The 24,167-nt window shown below is 49.5% G+C and carries 15 protein-coding genes; 6 read left to right on the top strand and 9 right to left on the bottom strand.

Translation table 11 applies throughout. The features are described from left to right. Window positions 1-90: 90 nt before the first annotated feature. From ACFSUS_RS23390 to ACFSUS_RS23355, 8 genes are all read right to left on the bottom strand, one after another. Window positions 91-633, bottom strand: a complete 543-nt coding sequence (locus ACFSUS_RS23390; RefSeq protein WP_381526407.1) for a phosphonate degradation HD-domain oxygenase — start codon at window positions 631-633, stop codon at window positions 91-93. 88 nt (window positions 634-721) lie between these two features. Continuing rightward, window positions 722-1,636 carry a metallophosphoesterase family protein gene (locus ACFSUS_RS23385; RefSeq protein ID WP_381526405.1) on the bottom strand — a complete coding sequence of 305 codons (915 nt, stop codon included), beginning with the start codon at window positions 1,634-1,636 and terminating at the stop codon, window positions 722-724. Window positions 1,637-1,732: 96 nt separating this feature from the next. Further along, window positions 1,733-3,301, bottom strand: coding sequence for a SusD/RagB family nutrient-binding outer membrane lipoprotein (locus ACFSUS_RS23380; RefSeq protein ID WP_381526403.1), 1,569 nt, complete (start codon window positions 3,299-3,301; stop codon window positions 1,733-1,735). 77 nt (window positions 3,302-3,378) lie between these two features. Continuing rightward, window positions 3,379-6,708, bottom strand: coding sequence for a SusC/RagA family TonB-linked outer membrane protein (locus ACFSUS_RS23375; RefSeq protein WP_381526400.1), 3,330 nt, complete (start codon window positions 6,706-6,708; stop codon window positions 3,379-3,381). Between the two features lie 167 nt (window positions 6,709-6,875). Further along, window positions 6,876-8,024, bottom strand: a complete 1,149-nt coding sequence (locus ACFSUS_RS23370) for a TIGR03364 family FAD-dependent oxidoreductase (RefSeq protein WP_381526398.1) — start codon at window positions 8,022-8,024, stop codon at window positions 6,876-6,878. 27 nt (window positions 8,025-8,051) lie between these two features. Further along, on the bottom strand, window positions 8,052-8,798 hold the full coding sequence (locus tag ACFSUS_RS23365; RefSeq protein WP_381526396.1) for an HAD family hydrolase: 747 nt from the start codon (window positions 8,796-8,798) through the stop codon (window positions 8,052-8,054). A 181-nt stretch (window positions 8,799-8,979) separates the two neighbouring features. Further along, on the bottom strand, window positions 8,980-9,717 hold the full coding sequence (locus ACFSUS_RS23360; protein ID WP_381526394.1) for a response regulator: 738 nt from the start codon (window positions 9,715-9,717) through the stop codon (window positions 8,980-8,982). A gap of 6 nt (window positions 9,718-9,723) precedes the next feature. Further along, the gene (locus ACFSUS_RS23355) at window positions 9,724-11,535 is read right to left on the bottom strand and encodes a sensor histidine kinase (RefSeq protein ID WP_381526392.1); all 1,812 of its coding nucleotides are present in this window, start codon (window positions 11,533-11,535) and stop codon (window positions 9,724-9,726) included. Between the two features lie 261 nt (window positions 11,536-11,796). Here ACFSUS_RS23355 and ACFSUS_RS23350 point away from each other — a divergent pair, with 261 nt between their 5' ends. Genes ACFSUS_RS23350 through ACFSUS_RS23335 form a run of 4 tightly spaced genes read left to right on the top strand, consistent with a single transcriptional unit; the run spans window position 11,797 to window position 20,226 of the window. Then, entirely contained in the window at window positions 11,797-14,478 is a 2,682-nt protein-coding gene (locus tag ACFSUS_RS23350; protein ID WP_381526390.1) for a C1 family peptidase, read from the top strand. Between the two features lie 26 nt (window positions 14,479-14,504). After that, window positions 14,505-17,069, top strand: coding sequence for a VWD domain-containing protein (locus tag ACFSUS_RS23345; RefSeq protein ID WP_381526389.1), 2,565 nt, complete (start codon window positions 14,505-14,507; stop codon window positions 17,067-17,069). 26 nt (window positions 17,070-17,095) lie between these two features. Further along, complete coding sequence (locus ACFSUS_RS23340; protein ID WP_381526387.1) at window positions 17,096-19,456, top strand: outer membrane protein assembly factor BamB family protein; 2,361 nt, start codon at window positions 17,096-17,098, stop codon at window positions 19,454-19,456. A 50-nt stretch (window positions 19,457-19,506) separates the two neighbouring features. Continuing rightward, window positions 19,507-20,226, top strand: a complete 720-nt coding sequence (locus tag ACFSUS_RS23335) for a hypothetical protein (protein WP_381526385.1) — start codon at window positions 19,507-19,509, stop codon at window positions 20,224-20,226. 62 nt (window positions 20,227-20,288) lie between these two features. Here ACFSUS_RS23335 and ACFSUS_RS23330 read toward each other — a convergent pair whose 3' ends face one another. Then, on the bottom strand, window positions 20,289-21,791 hold the full coding sequence (locus ACFSUS_RS23330) for a nicotinate phosphoribosyltransferase (protein ID WP_381526383.1): 1,503 nt from the start codon (window positions 21,789-21,791) through the stop codon (window positions 20,289-20,291). Window positions 21,792-21,947: 156 nt separating this feature from the next. Between ACFSUS_RS23330 and rpoN the strand changes: the two genes are divergently transcribed. Both rpoN and ACFSUS_RS23320 read left to right on the top strand, forming a co-directional pair. Then, entirely contained in the window at window positions 21,948-23,393 is a 1,446-nt protein-coding gene (rpoN, locus tag ACFSUS_RS23325; protein ID WP_381526381.1) for an RNA polymerase factor sigma-54, read from the top strand. 156 nt (window positions 23,394-23,549) lie between these two features. After that, window positions 23,550-24,137 carry a hypothetical protein gene (locus ACFSUS_RS23320; RefSeq protein WP_381526379.1) on the top strand — a complete coding sequence of 196 codons (588 nt, stop codon included), beginning with the start codon at window positions 23,550-23,552 and terminating at the stop codon, window positions 24,135-24,137. Window positions 24,138-24,167 lie beyond the last annotated feature (30 nt).

Below are 24,167 nucleotides of genomic sequence, written 5' to 3'. Positions count from 1 at the left end.
ATTTTTGTCATGCTGACGAAGGAAGCATCTTCGTCGTGAGAAAAGCTATCGGCTCTTAACGAAGATGCTTCCTTCGTCAGCATGACAAAACTAAATCCTGGACACCCGCTCACTTAAGGTTATATAATAATCCATATCCGGCGTCGGCAAGCCGGGAATTTTAGCTTGTTCATCCCAGCCGCGTACCTGCAGAATTTCGTGAAAGTACGGGTTGGCTTCAAAGGCAGTGGCTTCCTCCGGCGTCATGGGACCACCCTGAAACTCTAGTGTTTTTAAACTGGCTTCTGACAGTCGGGCCATGTACTCAGGCTTCTTGAACACCAGATACCGCTTGGCATTCACATGATGCTCAATCAACTGCGCGACCTTCTCCGAAAATCCGCGTTCGCGCAGGTAATCAGCGCCGAGTTTTTCATGGTCAACCGTACCATAACCGTCCATGTAACCTCCGGCGAGCTCAGGCGGCAATAAGTGGCCAATGTCGTGCAGAAAAGCGGCTACAACGGTTTCTTCATCGGCTCCAGCCTTCTCGGCTAACTGGGCGCATTGCAACGCGTGCTCAAGCTGCGTAACCGGCTCACCATAGTAAGCGTCCTGACCACTCTGCGCGAAAAGATTAGTTATGGTTTCCATAAAAAGTGAATGAGTGTAATCAGACCGCCGAAACAGAGCGAAAGCGTGAATGAGCCACCACTCTTTCGCTCATTCACGCTTTCGCTCTTTAGTACTGCAAATACGTCCGTTCGACGGTGCCGTCGTCGTATAGGTCAATGAGCGCGTAGCCCGCTTTGGTTTGCTGATACGTGTCGCTGGTCCACCAGTTGCCGCTAACGGCTCCGTTGCAAAGATAAGCCACCCCATTATAATCGACCCGGTCGAGCAAATGCATGTGACCGCTCATGGCCGCTTTTACGTTTGGGTGCTGGTAAAACAACTCGATTAGCTCAACAGCGTCAGTATGGTTCCAACTGCCGGGAATCTGCCAGTTCCCGTTTTTCATGTTCTTCTTGTCGTAGAAAGCCGTGGCGCTCAGAATCGGGATGTGCGACAACACTAAAGTAGGTGTTTTTGCATCCGTTTTTGCTAAATCCTGCTTCAGCCAGTCCATCTGCTCCGGGTCGAGATGGCCGGTGTACCACTTACCTTCGGGCGTTGGCTGAACACTATCCAGAATTATGAAATGCCAGCCGTTCTTATCGAAGCTCCGGTAACGGCCGCTGATTTTCATTTGCTCAACAGCCCATTTCTTCCCGTACATCGGGTCATTTTTGGCATTCTCGAATCCCCATACATCGTGGTTGCCAATGCAATACTCAATGGGTAACGAGTTGTCGGCTTTAATGATCGTGTTCCAGGCATCCCACTGCTTCTGAACCTTGTCGCGGTCCTGGGCCAGGGCGTCCATGATGGTGTCGCCCCCGTGCATGATGAACTGGGGCTTATCGGCCTGATCCTGGGCGTGATGGAAACATTTAGCAATGGCCTGCATGGGCTTGGTGTCGGGCGTAATGTGCGTATCGCCGATGTAGGCAAAGCGAACGCTGCGTTTGCGGGCCGGATTGGGCGCAGCAATCAGTTCAGGCGCGTCCGCAAGGGGCAGCAGCCCGGCCGTTTTGAGGAGGGTTCTTCGGTTCATATGTATTTTATGACACAGAGATGCACGGCGCATAAAAGAGATACACAGAGACTATAAAAAGTCTCTGTGTATCTCTATGTCAAAATAATTCACTCATTATTTCAGAATCCACATAGTGGCATTAATGTCGTCGTTACCACCATATTGGCTGCCGATGGACGCGTTGTAATTGGCCGTATTGTAGGCAGATTCGGTGCTTGGGTATTGCCAACGTTTAGCGATTCGTTGGGTGTTACCCGTTCCCGGACCAATCAGAAACGTTGGAACGCCCGTCCGGCGCTGGTTGTAGAAAGCTTCCAGCCCCGAGTTCTGAGCGAAAGCTACGTACTTTTGGGTTAAAATCTCCTTCAACCCATCGGCATTATTACCAGCATACTTAACGGCGGGTTGCGTGTAATAATCATTAAAGCTAACGTTCACCTGATAGGTGTTGAACGTACGATACCCGCCATCCGCCGAGAAATAAACCGTATTGGCACCCTCTGTCAGGCCGTAGAAACTCCAGGATGCCTGAATTCCTTTCTTGTAATACTCTTCGGCATTGCCACTGCTCCAGCCCCGGTTGATCCCTTCTGCAATGTTAAACTGGAGTTCCGGATAACCAATAATGATGTAGGGCTCAGCGGTGTATGTGCTGTAATACCGCTTACGGTTCTGGAACGAATACTCACCATTGTTGGCCTTCGACGACATGGTTGCTAAATCCTCTCCCGACGATGCGCCAACAAACGCGCCGAAATCGGTCGGCTTCAGTCCAGCCGCTAGTTTAGCCGCGGCTGGTTCGGCTACCACAAACGTACGGGGATCATTCAGGCTGGTTAGTGTGCCGAGGTACGTAGCGGCCATGTTTTCCCGCGTGGCATTCTGGCCAAAATTATCCGGATTGCGGTTGTACTTGTTGTAGGTGCTGTTATACACGTATTGCAGGTTATCATCCGCGCTCGTCATCAACGGGTATTTCGTGGGGTTACTCAGTACTTCAGCAAACCGGGCTTTCACTTTCAAATCAGGGTCATCCTGCTTCTGACTCAGGTTAATCAAAATGCGCACCTTGAGCGTATTGACCACTTTTTGCCACTTGGTCAGGCTATTGCCGTAGTAGATATCACCTTGCAGGTTATTATCTGAACTGGTAATCAGCGTGGCTAGATCGTTATTAGCTTCGTCGAGCCAGGTGAGCACCTGTGCATACACTTCTTTCTGGGTGTTATACTTCGGCGTCAAACTATTCAGGCCTTGCAGCGCGTCGGTTAAAGGAATGTCGCCTACCCGCTTGGTCATGTTCTCAAAAAAGTACGCCCGGAAGAATTTACCCAGCGCCGAATACACGTTTACGGCGGGCAAACCGGCTCGCTTAGCCTCTTCTTCCATCTTCGCCACGTTTTTCAGCGTGGTATACTGCAACGACGTAGTTGTCCAGGCGTAATCGTTGGTAGCGTAGTAGTTATAGTTACTGGCATAAAACTGGTTCCAGCGTTGAAAGTCATTCCATCCGCCCCCTCCGGCAGTGTTGTACATGTCATTCAACACGCCGTTCAAGACCAGTGAGGCTGGTGCAGTTGCCGGGCGGTTGGGGTCCTGTTCGAGTTCGTCAAACGACTTTTCGCAGCCGGTCAGCGTCAGCCCGATGGCCAGAACGGAAAAAGCAATTTTATTAATCTTCATAGCTTTAGAGTCAAAAATCGGTCGATAGGGTCAATTCTGTTTAAACGCACTCTATTAGCCATATCGACCGATCAGTTTTAGAATGTCAGGTTCAGATTGATGCCATACCGACGGGTTGTCGGGGTTTGTAGGGTCGAAATACCCCCCGTTACAAACTGATCAAGGTCGAGGTCCTTGCGCTCGGCAAAATACAGGAGATTCCGTCCTACGACTGACACCGTGGCCTGCCGGACGCCCAGCCGGTTGAGCAACGTACTGGGCAGTGTATATCCAATAACCACTTCGCGTAGTTTGGCAAAACTGCGGCTGATCAGAAAAGCCTCTGTCTGACCATAGACTCGGGCCACGTAGTCCTGGGCGAACGTCTTAGTTTCGTTTGGCACAAACTGCAACTCGCTGTAGTTGGTGATGTTACCATTGGCATCATACCCAGCGATTCTACTTTCAGTACCCACAATTTGAACGCCTTCGCCGAGGTACGCTTTTACACCCTGTACGTCCTGTTTACGGGCTTCGCCCAAAGCTCCTTCAGCGGTTTCGATGTTTCGGCCGCCCTGGTACGTTTTCTGCTTAATGTAATCCCCGATAACACCCCCAACCCGACCGTCGAACTGGAAGCTAAAGTTGAAATTTTTGTAAGCAAAGCGATTATTGATCCCCCACACGAACTTCGGATTGACGTACCCCATGAACTGAGGCACCGTGTTGACGATCGGCCGGCCGCCCGCGTCATTAATAATCTGGCCATCGGTCGTGCGCAGAAATTTACCCGAATAAAAGCCATCAACCCGGTCGCCAACGTTGATGAACCGGCGGTTGCTGCTGTTACCGACGAAATAGTCGGACGAGAGCGTGTTGATACCGCCCTCCGGATATACCTCTTTAAGGCGTTCGGTGTAGGTGGAGTAGTTAGCAACAACATCCCAGCTCAGCCCACTGGAAGTTCGCAGGGCCTTACCCGTCACAGATACTTCTACCCCCTTCTTCTGCGTCCGAATGCCATTCACTAACCGACCCGTGTAACCAACTGCTTCCGAAACGGGTAAGGTAAAAATGCGCGGACCGTCGTTACTAACGAAGTAAGCTACATCCAACGCAATTCGATTACTCAGGAAGCGGGCGTCCATGCCAAGTTCAACCTGCGAGGTTGAATTAGGCTTCAGGTCTGGATTCGTGAGCGTGTTGGTATAGCTGGCGGCCGGTCTGTTGTTGTACAGCAAGGGCACCGAATACACACCCGAGTTCTGATACGTCGGTCCGCCGTAAGAGGAAGAATAGTTATCTCCGTAACCGAGCGGATTGGAGCCGTACCCTGAAAATGGATTCGTAGCGTTGTTGATTGTCGACTGTGTCAGGGCGTCTTTCACGTTGGCGTACGAACCGCGCAACTTCAAAAACGATACAGCACCCGGCAGTTTCACATAATCCGAAACAACCGTACTCAGTGCCACGGATGGATAAAAGTACGTATTGTTCTTGGCGGGCAGGGTAGACAGCTTGTCCATACGACCCGTTGTCGAGAGGGTTACGTAATCACGAAACGTGAAGTCGGCCGAATAATAGGCCGACAGCACCCGCATGTCAGCCTGATAGCTAGCGGCAATGGGCGAGTTCGCCGAGTTACCCAGGTTATATACACCCGGTACGTTCAGGTAGTTCGTGCTGGCATAGTCGGAATTGTAATTCAGTACCCGTAATTCGCCACCAGCCAGCGCATTAACGGCCAGGTTTGGCGTGACCTTCTTATCGTATTGTAGCAGCACCTGGTTAATGTTATCGAGCAGATTCCGCCGATCCTCACGGTAATCCCCCCGCGCTTCTTCGCGGCCATACACCGTTGCCGAATACGGAAATTTCTCCGTTCGCAGCAAGTTCCAGGTAGTCAGCTGCGCCTTACCGGTTAGCTGCAACCCATCAGCCAACTGATAACGCAGGGAGGTATACCCATACAAATCATTTTTATAATGACCACGTAACCAATACTCGGCCAGGAACCAGGGGTTATTATAACGCTGGTATTCGGCATAAATCTGCTGAAGACCCTCTTTACCCGGTTGCCAGATCTGCTTCATATCATCGACGTTCCAGTCGGCCCCACCCCAGATCGCGATGTTATAGATGAGCGAGTTTGGCCCGTAGTTCACGTCGGGGAAGTTAGGGGTCGACTGGCGGTTGAAATTGAGATTCGACTCAAACCGCAGTTTAGGCGAGAAGTTATAGCCCGCCGACATATTGAAGTTTGTAATGTTCAGCCGCGTGTTGGGCACCAGGCCACGCTGGTAGTTGTGCGACAGCGAAATACGGAGATCATGTTTTTCACCCGACGACGCAATGGCGATGTTGTTGGCTGAAAGAATTCCCGTCTGAATAAACCGTTGGAGGTTGTTGGCCCCGCGTGCTGTCCAGGGGGTGGGCTGCCGGTTGCTCTGGAACGTAGTGCCGTCATAAAACGTCGTTGTAAACGTTTGGCCGGGCACGACCGGGCTGTCATACTGGGGCAACAACCGGCCATCAAGCGGTGGTCCCCAGATGTCGTAATCGCCATCATTCCGGCCATTTCCACGCCCGTCGAAGAACGCGTATTTACCGTGATCGCCGGGCCCGTACTGGTCCTGCCCCTTCGGAATGGCAATGAATCCGTTGTCAAACTGCTGGCTGGTGTTTACTTCCACCGAAAAGCCGCGCTTGTCTTTAGAACCGCGCTTGGTGGTGATCAGAATGGCACCATTTTTACCCCGGAAACCGTACAGCGCCGATGCTGAGGCCCCTTTTAACACCGTGTACGTTTCAATATCGTCGTTGCTGATGTTCCACGTATCAGAGTTGATGGGTACCCCGTCCACTACGAATAGAACATCTGAGTTGCCACGCAGCACAACGGCCGGACGACCCAGTAGCTCAGCGCTGGCTCCAATGGTCAAACCCGCTACTTTACCCGCCAGATTATTGATGGGGTTGGGTTCGCGGGCTTTGATCAGCGAGGTTCCATCCACTGTTTGGATGGCAACACCCGTGTTACGAACGTCTTTCTTAATACCCAATGCCGTTACGACTACTTCGCTGAGTGTTGACGTGCCGGCTTTCAGCGATACGTCGAGCGTTGTGCGGTTTCCTACGACAATCTCCTGCGTTTCATAACCAATGAAGGAAAACGTCAGCGTTGCCTTCCCGTTGATGTTGTTGAGTGTGTAAGAGCCATCGGCGAGCGTGGTTGTACCCGTTGTTGTGCCTTTAACTAATACCGACACGCCCGGTAGTGGCTGGTTATCATCGGCGGCTACAACGCGACCCGTAATGGTTTGGGCCAGAGCGGCAAAGCCAGACAGAAGACAGAGCAAAAATGCTATCGACAGACCTCGCAATGCGTCAATCAATACAATTGAAGAACGTAAACTGTTTGTTTTCATACGTTTACAGGTTAGTACCAACTAGGTATTTCCTACAAAAGTACGCGGCCACTGTTACGCCAATATTGACTGATTGTCAACGGTTTGTGAATACATTTTTATAAAAGTTCATGTATGCTTAATATTTATTGATTATACGGCGGGCGTTTATGACGCCAAAAACGTATTTATTCAACCCCAACGCCCAGCCACTGCCGAACGCTGTCTTCCGCATAGCCCGCTCCCGAACTCATCCCTTTACCGCCGATGCCTGTCACGATACGAATGTGTTCGTCGGCATCGTGTTCAAAAATTTCGGCCTGGGTCTGGCTGTAGAAACCCGCCCACGTTTTTTTGATCGTTATTGGGAAGCTAACAATCCGACGAGCTTCGGCTATCATTAAGTCATTGATAAAATCCTGCGTGTGATAGCCCAGATCTTCGGCCTGCGTAGCGTTAGCGTACTCGTGCGAATCGCCAAGGATGATTGAGCCATCAATAGCCTGCTTGAACAGAATATGGATGCCCCATTTTTTCAGTTCAGCCAGCGAATCGGGCGTACTTATGCTGGCATAAGACGGACACTCCTGAAACGCTTCGTATCGACGTATAGTAAGTCCCGTTAGTATATTACCGGGCAGCAATAAACCCATGACGGGTTCAGCCAGCAGCATCTGTAACTTACTAACTACTAAGTTTGCTTCGGCCAGTACTTCGGGAAAGAGCAACCGGACTTCATGACCGCTGCAAATCAGCACCCGCCCCGCCTGGAAGCGCTGTCGGTTGGCCAGGGTTACGATGGCCCCATTGTAATTTGATTGGCAATCAATCACCGCTGAACCGGACCGATAATCAACCCTGTATTTCTTTTGAACGTAAGCAATCAGTCGATGAATCATCTGCTCCGGCTCCACGCTCAGCTCATCGGGGAAGAACAACCCACCCATTACGTAATTGGCTTGCAGAGTTGGGTATTTGGCCAGGCACTGCGTCTTGCTGAGTAATTCACTGGCGTAGCCCAGGCGTTGGTAACGGTCGTGCAGCTCATTGGCCAGCGTCCACTCATCGGCATCCGACGCAATGTATATGGTACCGTTCGCCCGGACAGTTATGTCGGTTTGCTGTTGAATGTCCCGATAGATTTCCAGGCTTCGCCGGCCGTAGTCGAACCACCGACCGGCTAATCCAGATGGCACCACCTGACCAAAGTTACGCACAGTTGCCCCTACAGGAAACCTATCTTTTTCGAGCAGTAATACGCGTTGGCCGGCCTTGGCTGCATGGTAAGCATGGAACGTACCGAGCGCCCCGGCACCAATGATAATCAAGTCGTACATAGTTGCAGTGAGCAGTGATTAAGGCGTTCACGAAGCGATAAGACTGCTGGCTGTTGGTCGTTTATTGATAATTGAAGGTAGCTCGGTGAGTGATGAGAGCAAATAATCATGGGGGTGAGCGTCGAGCTGGTCGCGCGAATGGGTCCCATTGGTAACGCCGAGGTTAAGCGCTACGCCTGCTGCCCGCCCCGACAGCAAATCGGAGGGCGTATCGCCGATATTAGCAACCACTTTGGGGTTACTAACGCCCAGCAAGTGCATAGCCCGCTCAATCATGAATGGGTAAGGCCGTCCGCGCTCGACTTCATCACTTGCAATCGACGCCTGAATAAGGCTTTCAGGTCCACCAACGCGCTGTCCGTTGAGGCCGTCCAGCCACCCAAGCTTCTTGAGGATAATGTCCGTGACGACCCGGTAAAAGCCAGTGGTGAGGGCAACAGAAATACCTCGCTCACGCAGATAGCTGAATACCTCCAGACAACCTTCTGTTGGAGTAGCTCCGTTGGTTAGGTAATGATTTTCAAGGATGCCCCGGAAGGTTGCATACGACGCATCTACCTGCCGGGAAACGTCAGGGTGCAGTTCACCCAACTGCTCTTTCCAGAGCGTCTCAAACACATACCGTTTAGCCAGTCCCTGCATGGCCAGAATTCGCTCGTCAGTAACGAAGAGGCCAGTTTGAGCAGCTGCCTGCGCGAAGCACCGCTCTACCTCGTGGTGGTCGGTCACGGTGGTGCCGGCCATGTCAAAAACCACTAATCTAATCGGTTGCATTGGTTAGAGAAGAAAGATCAGAAAAAACCCGAACGCCGGAGCGGGACGGTAAAGCAACGGAAAGTTTTGATACAAGCTGTTAGTTTCGTATTAAGAAATAGAGAAGAAACCAGAGCGGATCATTACTAATGTATCATATTGGTTTAGAACCGATTGCCTTTCCGACTAGCTTCGCCCTACTCTACTTAGTTCGGACCACGGTTAGTTTCTTCATCAGCTCTTTGCGGTTAGCCGCTGGAATTTGGAGTGGAGCAGCATGCCCGGTCAGATACAGATAATTACGCTCGATACGGGCCAGATACGTGAGGTTAATGAGTAGCGACCGCGACAGACGATAAAAGTTAGGGGTAGCGAAATACTGGGTTAAATGGCTCAGATTGGTACTAACATGGTAAGGCGTTTCCCGCGACGTTGTGAACACTTTTGCGTAAGCCCCATCGGCTCTTAAATAAAGAACATCGTTTGTGTCTACCCGTTCGTAGCCTTCATCATCGGGTAAGTACACGTATTGAGAACCGCTGAAATCACCCGCATTGATCGCATTGGCCTGCGAATAATACGCTAATTCCACTTGTAGCTTTAGCTCATCGTGCCGGAACGGTTTGAGCATGTATGCAGCTGGCAGCGTTTGTTTGGCCAATTGAAACGTTTCAGGCTCTGAATTAGCGGTCAGGTAAATAATGGGCATCCGACGGCGGGCTACTAACTCCTTCGCCGTGTCAATGCCATTCGCGATGGACCCGTCCAGCTGAATGTCAACCAGGGCCAGATCGGGCGAGTATTTTATAACGAATTCCAATGCCTGCTGAAAATTACGGGCAACTCCAACGACCGTATGTCCAGCCTCCTCCAGCGTCTCGCGGAGATCCATGGCCGTAATGGTTTCATCTTCTACAATCAAAATTTTTAACGAGGTCATCGACAGTTAAACAGTAAAGGTGAGGGTAAACACAGTGCCTTTGTTGGATGCAAACTGGTAGGTACCATGAAGCTGAATAACCTGTGCCCGAATCAGTTGCATACCGAAAGAATCTTTTCTGATAACGTCCCATCTATCGCTCGACTGGCCCTTACCCTCCAACCGAGCGTCGGTCCGACCCGAACTCTCCAGTCCGGGACCCTCCAGTCCGGGACCCTCCAGTCCGGGACCCTCCAGTCCGGGACCATTATCCGTTACGTTTAGATGAATAGTGTGTTTTTCCTGCCTACAGCCAATGAGATAAGACGGGTGTTGGGTCGTAGGGAAAGCGTATTTGCAGGCATTGGTCGTCAGTTCATTCAGAATTAGCCCCAGCGGAACGGCTTTGTCGGCCGGCAGCGTAATGTCATCGATCTCTAGCCGGGTATCAACCGAAGGAAACCCATAGGCTTTTAGCACCCCTTCCACCAGCTCTTGGATAAACTCCTCCAGATGCACCTGAGCCAGCCTGTCGCCGTCGTAGAGCCGCTGATGCAGAATAGCCATCGACTGCACCCGTAACCGGCTTTCCTCTACCGCTTTTTTGGCAGCTTCATCCGTCAGCCGTTTCGATTGGAGGCTCAAGAGACTCGACACCACTTGCAGGTTGTTCTTAACACGGTGGTTCTGCTCTTTTACCAGCTCCTGATTTTGTCGGCTAATTCGTTGATTTTTGCGATTGAGCCGAAAGAATACCAGACTCATTCCGGCCGTCATAACCAATAAGGCCGACGTAGCCATGGTAAATCGTTGCTGAGTACGTAGGTTTTCATCACGTAGCGCCAGTTCGCTTTTTTGTGCGTTTAGCAGCGCTTCTTTCTTTTGGGTTTCGTATTCTACGTTCAACCGGGCAATTGTCGCTTCCCGATCTGATAGCCATTCGCCCTTTTCGAGCGCGTTCATTTTCTTTAGATGCTCGAAGGCTTCTCTCCAATGACCAGTTGTCTGGTAATACAGAACATACTCGTTTTCTAAGCTGAGAGCGGTATCATATTCGTCCAGCTTGTTCTGGTTGTAAAGCTGCCCGGCTTTCTGAAGCGTCTGAAAGCCTAACTGGTGTTTGCCGAACACAAGATAAGCCGAAGCCAAATGCATCAACACATTTGGCTTTAGGTTTTCCCGATGAATCAGCTCCATCAAATGCAGCGACTTTTCCAGATAAGGGATGGCCCTTACGTCTTTAGCTTTGGTGAAGAGTGTGCCCAGTTGAAGATTGGCTTCTGCAACGCCTAACGTATCATTCAATGACCGGTAAATGGCTGCTCTTTTGTGGTAGTAATACAGGATGCTGTCATATACCGCGCTACCGTTGCGAACCTGGCCATTCCATTTGTTTTCATAGATTCCAGCCATAACCCCATAGGCAAGCCCCAGCGCCTTAGGAGAGCGAAGTCGCTGGGCAACGGCTAACGACAATTTTGCATAGCGTAATGCGTCGGCCGCTCGGCCCAGTCGGCCTTCGTTTTCGCTAAGCCGAACATAGATCCGGCTCAATTCGAACGAGTCGCCCCGTGGTTCGAGTAGTTGCAGTGATTTTAGAAAATAGCCCTGTGAAGCCTGGTAGTCACCCGCAAAGACGTATGTTCTTCCGTACAGGTAATACGCTTGAGCCAACCCAACGGAGTCCTTCTTCCGAATAGCTTCCTGCTCAGCTTCTTTTGCTTTCTGAAGTCGGTCAGGCTGCACCTTCAGCCGGGCTGCTTGCTGGGCGATACTAACGCCGGAGGTAAAGACCCACAACACGAAGAGACAGTTGAGGGTCAAAGATGAACGAGACATTAGGGTGTGGATCAGATGTGCGAGACAACTACGTCAAATATAATAATACTCAGAGCGTTCTATGCGTATTTTCTACAAGAAAAATATTTGTGTTTGTAAGAAAAAGCCTTGGGCTGGTAAAGCGCTGATTGCTAATGGTTACAAAATGAAACAAGTTTGAAGAAGATTAGCAAGCAAATGGCCATGTGATTGATTGTCTATTTCAATGTTTATGGGCTCCTGCTTTCTTAGTCTATATCTATCCACATCATTTTTTGTAATATGGTAAGACCTTTACGTCCCGTCTTACGGCTTTTTGCTTTTTTGTTTCTTATCGGTATCATGCTGGTTGAGTGCAAGAAGGGAGAAGACACACCTGTCACCCCTACTCCGCAACCTTCCACCCAGATCAAGCCCGGCGAGAATGTGGGACTCGGAGCCAACCTCCTCCCCAAAGAAGCCTACCAGGCCCTGCCCCTGCTCAAAGATCCCCTGGTGGGCGCTCGCATTGCCGCCGATAAGCTCCCTAACCTGCCCGCCACTTATGAGCTGACGGCCAACATGCCACCTGTTGACAACCAGGGAATGCAAGGCTCCTGCACCGCCTGGGCAGTAGCCTATGCCGCCCGTAGCTACTTCAACAAAGTAGCCAAACAAGCTAACTACACCGCCCCTGATGGCAAGCCCAACCAGGAGGCCCTCTTCAGCCCGGCCTTTGTCTACAACCAGGTCAAAGTAAACGGTTGTGCCAATGGCTCCTCCATCAAAGATGCTCTTGATCTGTTGCAGACGGCGGGCGTGTGCAGTCTGAAAGACATGCCCTACTCAGAGACTGACTGCTCGACCCAGCCCACGGCAGAGCAGAAGCAGAAGGCAGCCGCCTACAAGATCAAGAAGTGGGCGCGCATCAACATCAGCCCGGCTACCTTCCGGCGCTTTCTCTACTTCGACTACCCCATCATCTTTGCCTCCACGCTGGACAACAACTTCATGCGTCTGAAGGAGAAAGATGCCAGTGGGGACTACATCTGGAAGAGCTATGATGCTTCCTCGGCCAGTGGCGGCCATGCCATGGTGCTGGTGGGCTATGATGATCAGAAGAAAGCCTTCAAGCTGCAGAACTCCTGGAGTGACCGGTGGGCCAATAAGGGTTATCTGTGGCTTAGCTATGACATTGTGGAGAGAGCGGTGCAGGAGGCCTACGTGATGGTGGCCGGTGACAACGCTGACCTCAAAGTGCCAACTGTTGAAACAGGAACTGCTACAAAGATAAATGAGCAAAAGGTTGATATATCAGGATCAATAAAAGAGCTAGGTGGAGCTGCTGTCATTCGGTATGGAATTCAGATCGGGGTTGGCAATCTGACAGATCAATCTACTAAGATTGAAGCCGAAAAGGCTATATCAACGCTTCCATTTGCATTCACAGTCGTTTACGCGGGTACATCTGTGCCTACTCAATTCTCATACCGAGCATATATAGAAACACCGGAAGGAATATTTTATGGTCAAATAAAAGCTTATACTAACGGCAGCATTGATACTAAGTTTAATGTAATTTGTGATCCTTTGCCCCAAGAATTGGGTAGGGATGAAGGTCTTTACTACAACAATAATCTTCCTTTAAAAGCCCGTGTGATTAGTACTGGCCTAAACTCTTTCTTTTCTGACCATGGTTTTATTTTGGTTCAGCAATCGGCTAGACAAGAAGATACTAATCTACCTCTCGATAAATCACCCCGGTATAGCCTAGGTGCAATTAATAATCCAACCACCTTTCAAACGATAGCCAATAACCTAAAGCCGGCCATGGCTTATTTGGTGTATGCTTACCTAAAAACAAGCCAAGGCCAAGAATCAATATACGGTGTTGCAGACGGAAGCAGTACTAAAGGATGCCGCTACCAAACACCGCCCTCTATAATCTACTCAGGTAATTCAAGTGTCAGCACTGTTCTGCGGGGAGTATCTCAAGTCGCTGGGGCAGCTACGTATTCTTCTATCAATAAAACATTCTATTTGACGGATGGTGGCGGTGGAATCTACCAAATGAAGGATGGGCAAACCAGTAAGACCCTATTCGCGGGCATAAACGGATTCTCAACGAACGAAATCAAAGACGGCAAAGGAGAAGCCGCCCGATTTAAAGGGGTGTCAAAAATGGCTGCTGATAATCAAGGTAATATCTTTGTGGTTGATAACGGAGATTTGATTCGCCGGATAACAGTTGATGGAACGGTCACTACGATAGCTGGTGGGAAACGAATAACGAGCGGTAGTGACCCTGCAATTTTGGACGGGAAAGGAGATCAGGCCCGCTTCTCGACAATCGTTGATATGACGATTGATACACAAAATACATTATGGGTTATCGATTTATATACGATCCGAAAAATAACTCCGGACGGGGCAGTCACTACCTACTGTGGTAATCGAACCAGTCGTCAATACGCTGATGGCTCTCTTGCAACGGCCACCTTTTACAATCCCGTTTCAATTGCTGCTGATCAGACTAACAATTTATATGTACTGGACAAAAATCGAGTCCGAAAAATATCGTCCTCAGGAGTAACTTCCGTTGCTGGCCGGTCAATTTATACTCAATCCGACGGAAAAGATGTCATTCAGTTTGATCAGGAGAAGCCTGTTAGCCATTATGTTGACGGGCAACTTCCATCCGTAGATTTTTGGAATCCTACTCATCTACTCATCGATAGAACCGGTGTCTTATATGTTGTTGACCTATATAGGCCAGGAGGCTCAGGAGGAGTACTGAACGCCCCCCATTTTCTGCGACGAATTGACGCTGACGGACGCGTTACCACGTTAGCGGGTAAACCGGAATGGATCACGAGCGATGGTGTAGGTAAAAATGCTGGTCTGTTTCGCGTGGAAGATATGTTTTGGCATAATGATGAATTATATATCATCGATTACGGCGTGTTGAAGAAAGTAACATTGTAACGCGGTAAAAATTACACTAACACGCTATGTCATCCGTTCTTCGTTTTTTCGCGCTCTTCCTCTTATGCCTGCTACCGTTTAGCTGTAAAAAAGATTCTGAACCAGACGTTAAACCCGAACTCCCCCGCTTAGGCGACATAAAACCGGCTCAAATCATTCCCACTAAAGGGGCACCGACGCTGCGCACTACGGTTTACGTCATAGACGAAGAGACGGCGGCCAACATAGTTTCTATTAGTCCCAACCGAATTGTATTTAAAGCCGGTACACAACTCCGGGGTGGTCGTCAAGCAGCCCGACTCGCCGTAACCACCATCCAGCCAGGCAACATAATGATAGGTGGTGTAACGGCTGAAACGCCCAACGGCTATATGGCCAAAGCAACTCGTGTCAATCAAACTTCTAACGGAGTTGAAGTAGATACAGAGCCTGCTTCCTGGACTGATGTCTTCGATGACATTGAGTTTTCATTCGATGAATCTCTTGGCGAGTCCATGACGTATAGCCAAACATTCAACTTTGCCAGTGCGAATGGTGGTGCTCAGGGGCAAGTGACTGGTTGGGCAAAGGGGGGAATAAATTTTGTGTTCTCATTTGGTCTCAATATCAAACAAGCATCATTGAAAGATGCGTTGGCTAAAGTAACAATTACGCGCACAGCTAGTGCAGGGGCTTCAGCATCCGCAGAGGTGAGCGGTTCAGACGAGTTCCCCTTCCTAAAAAAGAAGTTTGTAATCACCCGCGTTGTCTTTGTTGGCCCTCTGCCTATACCCATTGTCATTACGCCAACTCTGACCTTAAAATTACGAGCGGCTGCTGGTTTGAAAGGGAAGGTAGAGGCTACGCTTGTTAACTGGCAGGATAGCTATGAGTATGGATTAGCTTATAATAATATTCAAGGCTTTACTAAAATTCAAAAGGACGATAGTCCACAAAACAATCCTTCATTTCAAGCAGAAATGGAAGGCTACATCGAATCAGGAGTCGTTAGCGAACTGAGCATTGGTTTCTACAATTCAGAAGCATTTGTATTTGGAGGTTCTCTTTACTTGTTTGGCCGATTGACGGCGGTTTGCTCAACGGAGAAAAAAGGGCTTTCCCTAACCCCATCGTACGGGCTGACAACTGAGTTGTTCGCTGGCATGGATATTTTCGGTGTAAAAGAACGGAAACCTATTTCCTGGATCTTAAGCAAGTCACTTGATGAGCGCATTATTCCAGGGGTTAAACTTTGCGAACCGGACTCCAACGAAGTGGACAGTACGTCCACCTCAACCAGCACGGGTGATCCTCACTTAACTACGTTTGACCGGAATCGATATAGCTTCATGGCTGCAGGTGAATTCACAGCAACACAATCGACCAATGACAACTTTGAAGTACAGGTCCGTCAGGAGCCGGTTAATAACTCAAAAACAGTGTCTGTAAATACAGGTCTGGCCGTTCGTACGGGTCAAAACATAGTGTGCTTTTACCCTCCAAACCGCTTATACGTTGACCGGCAGCCAGTTCCTGATGGTACCTCTCTGCTTCCATTAAGCAGTAACGGCACCATTAGCCGACAAACTCCGGGCAATTATTTCATTCGTACGGCTACTGGCGATAAAATAGAGATTCGAGCATTTGCGACCAGTTTTGATTATTACATTACCCCAAGCTCAAGTAGACGCTCAAAGTTACGTGGACTGCTAGGTAATTATGATCGGAACCCAGCAAACGATCTAACAAAAGCGAACGGACAATCTATTGGCAACTCATTCAAGGCATTCTACCCAGAATATGCCGACAGCTGGCGTATCACACAAACTGAGTCTATGTTTTTATATGACACTGGTAAAAATACGGATTCGTACACCGTCCGAGACTTCCCATTATTCGAAGTTCAGATTACGCAACAGGCCCGTGCAGACGCTGAGCGTATTTGCCGTCAAAGTGGGGTAACTGATCCCATTGTTTTAGAATACTGCATTACTGATGTAGCCTCTACAGGTAATGCGGAGTTTGCTCAACGGGCACTTCGTATGCAGGAGGTAAACCGATCAGTTGACAAGTTCTCTATTGATGACTTTGGTTTGTTTCGACTTGCTTTACTTATTTCCAACGGAGCCTCAACAACGACTGATGGCATTGATTTACTTCAGCTCAGCGGAAGCAATCAAGCCTCTGTTTTTTGGAAAGCGAATTCGTTTGATATTACGAACGGCTACGAAACCGCTTTCACAGTTTTGTCCACATCGCTTTCGCCCGAAGTTAATGTGGTATTCAATCGTGATGTAAATAATGTTTTCTCTCAAATTTCGTCCGTCAAACTATATAACAAACTCATTTATTACGGAAATACAACCTATTCTTTACCAATCGAACTATTCGATGGAAAGCCCCACCGTGTACGCTTGATTACAAAGCGGACTAGAAGCCAAAACTCAAATTCGTCTCGTGTCGAAATGATTGTTGATGACAAGTCTGTTCTCAACTTCGACTATCCAGATGGTTCTTCCGAAGAACGAGTAGTTGCTTACCCTGGCCTCACTGGATCAGGTGGAACCAACAAAAAAGTAACTATTACCGGCTGGTCTTTTCAGCCTTTGTAACGTATAACCTGACCTCTTGATCTCTCATGAAACATTTACTACGTCTGTCTTTTTGTCGGTTCCTCTCCTTTTTGTTATGTTTAGTACTTCCGCTGCTCTTCACGCTCAGCTGCAAGAAGGGAGAAGACACACCTGTCACCCCTACTCCGCAACCTTCCACCCAGATCAAGCCCGGCGAGAATGTGGGACTCGGAGCCAACCTGCTCTCCCAAGAAGCCTACCAGGCCCTGCCCCTGCTCAAAGATCCCCTGGTGGGCGCTCGTATTGCCGCCGATAAGCTCCCTAACCTGCCCGCCACTTATGAGCTGACGGCCAACATGCCACCTGTTGACAACCAGGGAATGCAAGGCTCCTGCACCGCCTGGGCAGTAGCCTATGCCGCCCGTAGCTACTTCAACAAAGTAGCCAAACAAGCTAACTACACCGCCCCTGATGGCAAGCCCAACCAGGAGGCCCTCTTCAGCCCAGCCTTTGTCTACAACCAGGTCAAAGTAAACGGTTGTGCCAATGGCTCCTCCATCAAAGATGCTCTTGATCTGTTGCAGACGGCGGGCGTGTGCAGTCTGAAAGACATGCCCTACTCAGAGACTGACTGCTCGACCCAGCCCACGGCAGAGCAGAAGCAGAAGGCAGCCGCCTACAAGATCAAGAAGTGGGCGCGCATCAACATCAGCCCGGCTACCTTCCGGCGCTTTCTCTACTTCGACTACCCCATCATCTTTGCCTCCACGCTGGACAACAACTTCATGCGTCTGAAGGAGAAAGATGCCAGTGGGGACTACATCTGGAAGAGCTATGATGCTTCCTCGGCCAGTGGCGGCCATGCCATGGTGCTGGTGGGCTATGATGATCAGAAGAAAGCCTTCAAGCTGCAGAACTCCTGGAGTGACCGGTGGGCCAATAAGGGTTATCTGTGGCTTAGCTATGACATTGTGGAGAGAGCGGTGCAGGAGGCCTACGTGATGGTGGCCGGTGACAACGCTGACCTCAAAGTGCCTACCGTTGAAACAGAAGTCGCCAGCGTAACGGCAAACGCACCGGTTGTGCTGAAGGCTACCATTAAAGATTTGGGCGGTGGTGCCATTATTCGATATGGGTTCTGTATATCCAAAACATCACTGCTACCAACCGAGCAAAGCGAAGTTGCAGGCAATATCACTCAAGTACCGTATTCATTTTCGTTGTCGGCAAATCAGTTAATGCCTAATCAAACGTATTACTATCGTGCTTTCGTTGAGACCCCTGATGCGGTCTATTATGGTGCAGCCAAGACAGTTAAGACTCCTGCTCAGGCAGCTTCTGACCCGACCCGGCAGGCAGGAACGCTCATTGTTCACACCCCTAAAAGCATCTACGCGGTCAACACCGCGACTGGCGATGTGAAATGGGAATTTAATCAATCGACTGATTTAGGTGAAGGCGGTGTCATCAGTCCTAATATTTATGACAATCGCTATTTCGTTGGGGCTCGTAATAACTTCTATGCTTTAAATCTCCAAGGCGGTCAAATCATGTGGCAGTCCACTGCAAAAACAAACCCTGGAACGATTCCTGTAGCTTACCATGGGTCCCAATTTTTAATTTATTCGGTTGATGGCAACACTGTTTACGCATTAGATTATTATGGGAACAAAAAATGGGAGTATGTCACGAGTAATAATACTAACAGCAGTATAACCGCTAATCTAACGGTATCGGGCAATCTGATATTTGTAACATCAAGCTTTAATAATAAAATTTTTGCGTTAGATGCTACAACCGGGCAGCTAAAGCGGGAGTTTAATGGTGGAAGCTCATCTGGAAATCCCGCCGTAGTCAGTAACACACTTTATACGATTACCACCTCTAAAGTGATAGCGTATGACATCGACACTGGAAATACAGTGTGGGATTACGCCGGTACTTTTGAAAAGGATCAGAGCCCAACAATTTATAAAAATACCATTCTCTTTACCACTGGTAGCGGTACAACTACTCCCAAGTTAGTAGCTGTAGAGGCTAATACAGGTAAGACTAAATGGACATATAGCGGTTATCAGGCTAATTCGAGCATTAGCGATCCTAACATTGAGAATGACATCGTTATAACTAAGAGTAAGACCTTCGATCCGCTTTACAGTGACGTGTACGCGCTGGATTTTGCGACTGGACAACTTAAGTGGAAAATGGGGAGCTACATTGCCACCGATCCAATTAATACTGGCAGCAACGTATTCGTCCTGAACACTCGTGCAGACGGCTCACGCCCGGGTAGCGTAACGGTTTACGACGCACAGGGCGGAAAAATAATCTGGCAAGTTGAAAATGTAAAATCCGCTGGTACGCTCTCCTTTGTGAACACCTTTGGCCAAATATTCTACATCACAAAATCTGGCATGAAGCAATAGTATTGCTTATGTTATTTCCGTAAATATCGTTAAACCAAATCCACACAATAATGAAAACGATTCGTATTAACACCGTTTGTTTGCTATTCTTATTGAGCTTTATTCTTACTCAATGCACAAAGGAAGACGCTACCCCTGTTACACCTAAGAGCTCCGCGAAAAGTTTGGATACGCCCGCGATAGAAGGCCTCACGGGAGCCTCCTCAACATTCGATGCTACGACTAACTCCTATACGATGACCGTACCGGGAGGCACTGATATAACGGCTATCAAATTCACTTTCGCACTACCAACTGGAGCGACAGCGAAACCGGCTTCGGGCAGCACGCAAAATTTCACGAAACCTGTAACATACACGGTTACTGCCGAAGACGGTAGTGCGCAAGCATTTACTGTGAATGTAGTCTATAAGAGCGCTTGGGTTACGAGTCAGGATCGGTATGATGCAATTCGTATAAAAGCGCAAAGGGTATCGGGGGTAGCCTTATCCTCTGCTATTCCGGCCTTTGCTGCCTTCGCGACGGGGGCTGTCGTGACGGATGCCGATGCAGCTTACATCATAAATACGGCAGATTTTGTTCGAAGCTATGAGGATTCTCAATACATAGTTTGGCAATCTTTAGATAAAACAAAGCTAGAATATTACTCAGTCGGCTTAACCAAAGCCAGCGGAGCCGTCGAAGTTAGAAAGGGTACCAACTTGACCCTTGATAAAAACGGCAACTTTGCTTCTTACAAACCAGGTTGGTACTTAGGTTATTCTAAATAACTACCCTTCTTACTTTATCTAGTGCGAATAAGAAAAACACTTTTCTTGTTCGCACCAAATTGTCACCCCTCCCGCAGCTTCAGAATCAGCTCGGTTTTCAGTTCGTGTAAACTTCTTTCCAGCCCCACTGGGTAGCTGTGCGGGTTCACGAATCGTTTCACGCCAGGGTGGAGCTGAGCAAGTTGCGTGTGCACCCGCGCCCGAATGTCGTGTATGTTTGGTTTATCATACACGCACTCCCCGTTCCTGAACACCGGTACGAGCAGATCTTCATAATCTTGATCGGCAGCGAATCTCCGGCGCTTGGTGAAGTCGAGCGGGTCGATCATGGTCACGTCGATGGAGCCATAGTTGTGGTTCTCGTCGGCGCCATGCGTTTGGCTTTGGTCGTAGATCATGTCAGCGAGGAAACCCCGCTCATCGCGGAACCGGCGCACCTGCTGAATGCCTGGGGTTGATGTCTTTACGGCCTGCTCCGATAATTTCATTTTGTAGTCCCACGCCAGCCCCGACGTATTGCCCCCATCGTTACGTAATGCAGCCAGCTTGTAAACCCCACCCAGCGCAGGCTGATCGTAAGCCGTAACGAGCTTAGTACCAACGCCCCATACGTCTATTTTTGCCCCCTGTTGCTTGAGGCTGTTGATGATGGTTTCGTCGAGGTCGTTGCTGGCCACGATGGACGTATCATCAAAACCGGCTTCGTCGAGCAGCTTACGGGCTTCGATGCTCAGGTAAGCCAAATCGCCGGAGTCGAGCCGGATACCCGATAGTTTATGCCCCTGCTCCCTAAGTCGCTTACCTGTTTCAATAGCGTGCCGGACGCCCTGCAGGGTGTCATACGTATCGACCAGCAGCGTTACGTTATTAGGCAACACATCAGCATACGTATTGAAGGCCGTTTGCTCATTTTCGAACGACATGACCCAGCTGTGAGCGTGCGTTCCACGAATAGGAATGTCGTAGAGTTTGCCAGCCAGCACGTTCGACGTTGCGTCGCAGCCCCCAATGTAAGCCGCCCGGCTAGCGGTCATGCCTCCATCAACCCCCTGCGCCCGACGCAGGCCAAATTCCAGTAACGTATCATTCCCGGCCACCAATCGTAGTCGGGCCGCTTTCGTCGCAATCAGCGACTCAAAATTGATCAGATTAAGCAAGGGCGTTTCCAGCAGCTGACATTGCAGAATGGGACCTTTCACCCGCACCAGCGGCTCGTTCGGAAACACGACGGTGCCCTCTGGAATGGCCTCAACATCGAGCGTTAGTTTGAGGTTAGCCAGATACTCAATAAACGCGGCTTCGAACATGGGCTGGCCATCGCTGCCAGTCAATGTTTCGAGATAGCGCAAATCTTTTTTCGATAGACCGAAGTTATCTATATAACCGATCACATTGGTGAGTCCGCAGGCGACCGTAAAACCGCCGGCAAACGGGTTCTTTCTGAAATACAGATTGAAAACTGCCTCTTTTTCTGAGGTTCCGGATTTCCAGTAGCCATAGGCCATCGTTACCTGATACAAGTCCGTCAGAAGACTCAACGACGTATCATAAAGCTTGTTTGTCATGGCTGCGAAGGTAGCACGCCGGGTGTTCACAGAAAATTTATGCAGGCAAAAACAATTAATTGATTAATTTGGTCTGATAATTGTGAGGGGCACTTTTGCTATCCAAACAACTGCTCAACGTAACCCATTAATGCTCAGCCCGCAGTACCACCAACCATGCAGAAGTTAAGCCTTTCCCAGTCCCTTCAGCAGAAACTGTCTCCGCAACAGATTCAGTTTATAAAGCTGCTGCAGATTCCTACGGCCGAATTAGATACTCGCATTGAAGAAGAGCTGGAGATTAACCCGGCGCTCGAAGAGGGTATGGATGAAGAGTATGACCAGAAAGAAGACGACCCTTACGACGAAGCCGACGATTATAAAGACCGCGACGACGAACTTGACATTGACAGCTACATTCAGGACGAGGATTACGCGGGCTATAAAATGCAGGGCGACGGCAACTATAACGAAGAAGAGCGGGATATGCCGCTGGCTACCAGCTCAAGTTTGATCGACTCACTGTTGCAACAGTTTGGGTACCTCAACCTCACCGACGAGCAACGTATCATTGGCGAACAGCTGATTGGGAGTATTGAAGCTGATGGCTACATCCGGCGCTCAATTCAGGCCATTGTAAACGATCTCGCATTCTCGCAGAACGTATTCACCGACGCCGACGAAGTGGAAGAGGTCTTGAAAAAGGTGCAGTCGTTCGACCCAGCTGGCATTGCTGCCCGTTCGCTTCAGGAGTGTTTGCTGTTGCAACTCCAGCGCAAAGACCAGTCCGATCCGTACAACGTACTGGCCATTCGCATCATCGACGATTTCTTCGATGAGTTCTCGAAAAAGCATTACGATAAAATTCAGCGACGGCTCAACATCAGCGATGAGTCACTCAAGAAAGTTATCGACATCATTATCCGGCTGAATCCCAAACCCGGTTCGGTTGAAGGCGAATCGGGCACGGCTCAGTACCTGATTCCCGATTTTATTCTGATCAATAATAACGGCAAGCTCGAACTGTCGCTGAACTCGAAAAATGCCCCCGAGCTACGCATCAGCCGGTCGTTTGCCGATATGCTCGATACCTACGACAAGAGCAGCAAGCAAAATAAGGCGCTTAAAGAAACCGTCTCGTTTGTGAAGCAGAAGCTTGATGCAGCCAAGTGGTTCATTGACGCCATCAAGCAACGCCAGCAGACGTTACTGAAAACGATGAACGCCATCGTGCGCTTCCAGTACGATTTCTTCCTGACCGGCGACGAGTCGAAGCTTCGCCCGATGATCCTGAAAGACATTGCGACCCTGATCGACATGGACGTATCGACGGTGTCGCGGGTGGCCAATAGCAAGGCCGTTCAGACGGAGTTTGGTATTTATCCCCTCAAGTACTTCTTCTCGGAAGGCATTTCGACCGACACGGGCGAAGATGTCAGCAGCCGGGAGGTAAAGAATATTCTGAAAGATCTGATCGACAGCGAGCCCAAACTCAACCCGTTGTCGGACGATAAACTCGAAAAAATCCTGAACGATCGGGGCTACAACATTGCCCGGCGTACAGTTGCCAAATACCGCGAGCAACTAAACATTCCCGTAGCCCGGCTCAGAAAGCAGTTATGAAAAGTTTTCGGTTTACGATTTTCAGTTATGCCATTCGGGTAAGTAATTTGTGAGACCAACCACCTTGTCAGTGCTACCCAAAACTGTAAACCGAATACTGTTCTCTTGAATACTGCTTTCGCCCGTTTTCTTTCTATCGTCTTCCATCCATTGCTCATGCCGACGCTTCTGTTCGGCATTTTGCTATTTCTGACCCCAGGACTGCTGGGCATGGATGCGTTTTCGAGTACGCTGCGGCTCAGCCTGCTCATTCTTATTTTTATTGGTACGTTCGCCGTTCCGTCGCTGCTGATTTATTACCTGTTTCGGAGCGGCTACGTCCGAAGCCTGCACCTCAACGACCTCGCCGACCGGCGGTTGCCTTACTTCCTGACGGCGCTGATCTACACCGTGCTGACGTTCTTATTTGCCTTTCGGATGCAGCTGGTTTCGACTGTTGCGCCTGAGATTGCTGTTCTGTTAGGGGGTATTTCGACGTCTATTCTGCTCGTTGGCTTAATCAGCTTATACTGGCAAATCAGCGCGCACAGCGTCGGCATGAGTGGTGTATTGGGCAGCATTGGCGGCCTGATGCTTAAATTCAGCACCGATGATCTGTTCATTCCCTTACTCCTGTTGGTACTCTTGACAGGATTTGTGGCTAGTGCCCGCCTGAAGCTCAATGCCCACACACCAGCCCAGATCGGAGCGGGTGTCGCCTTGGGATTAGGTGTCAGCCTGGTGACGGTCTTTTTGTTAGTCTAACGTTTTATAAACCGCATCGGCGGACCGACA

This window comes from Spirosoma soli (genome assembly GCF_042684525.1).
In the GTDB taxonomy this organism is placed as follows: domain Bacteria; phylum Bacteroidota; class Bacteroidia; order Cytophagales; family Spirosomataceae; genus Spirosoma; species Spirosoma soli.
The sequence above is the reverse complement of the archived record's forward strand: the minus strand, read 5'-3'. Positions and strand labels throughout refer to the sequence as shown.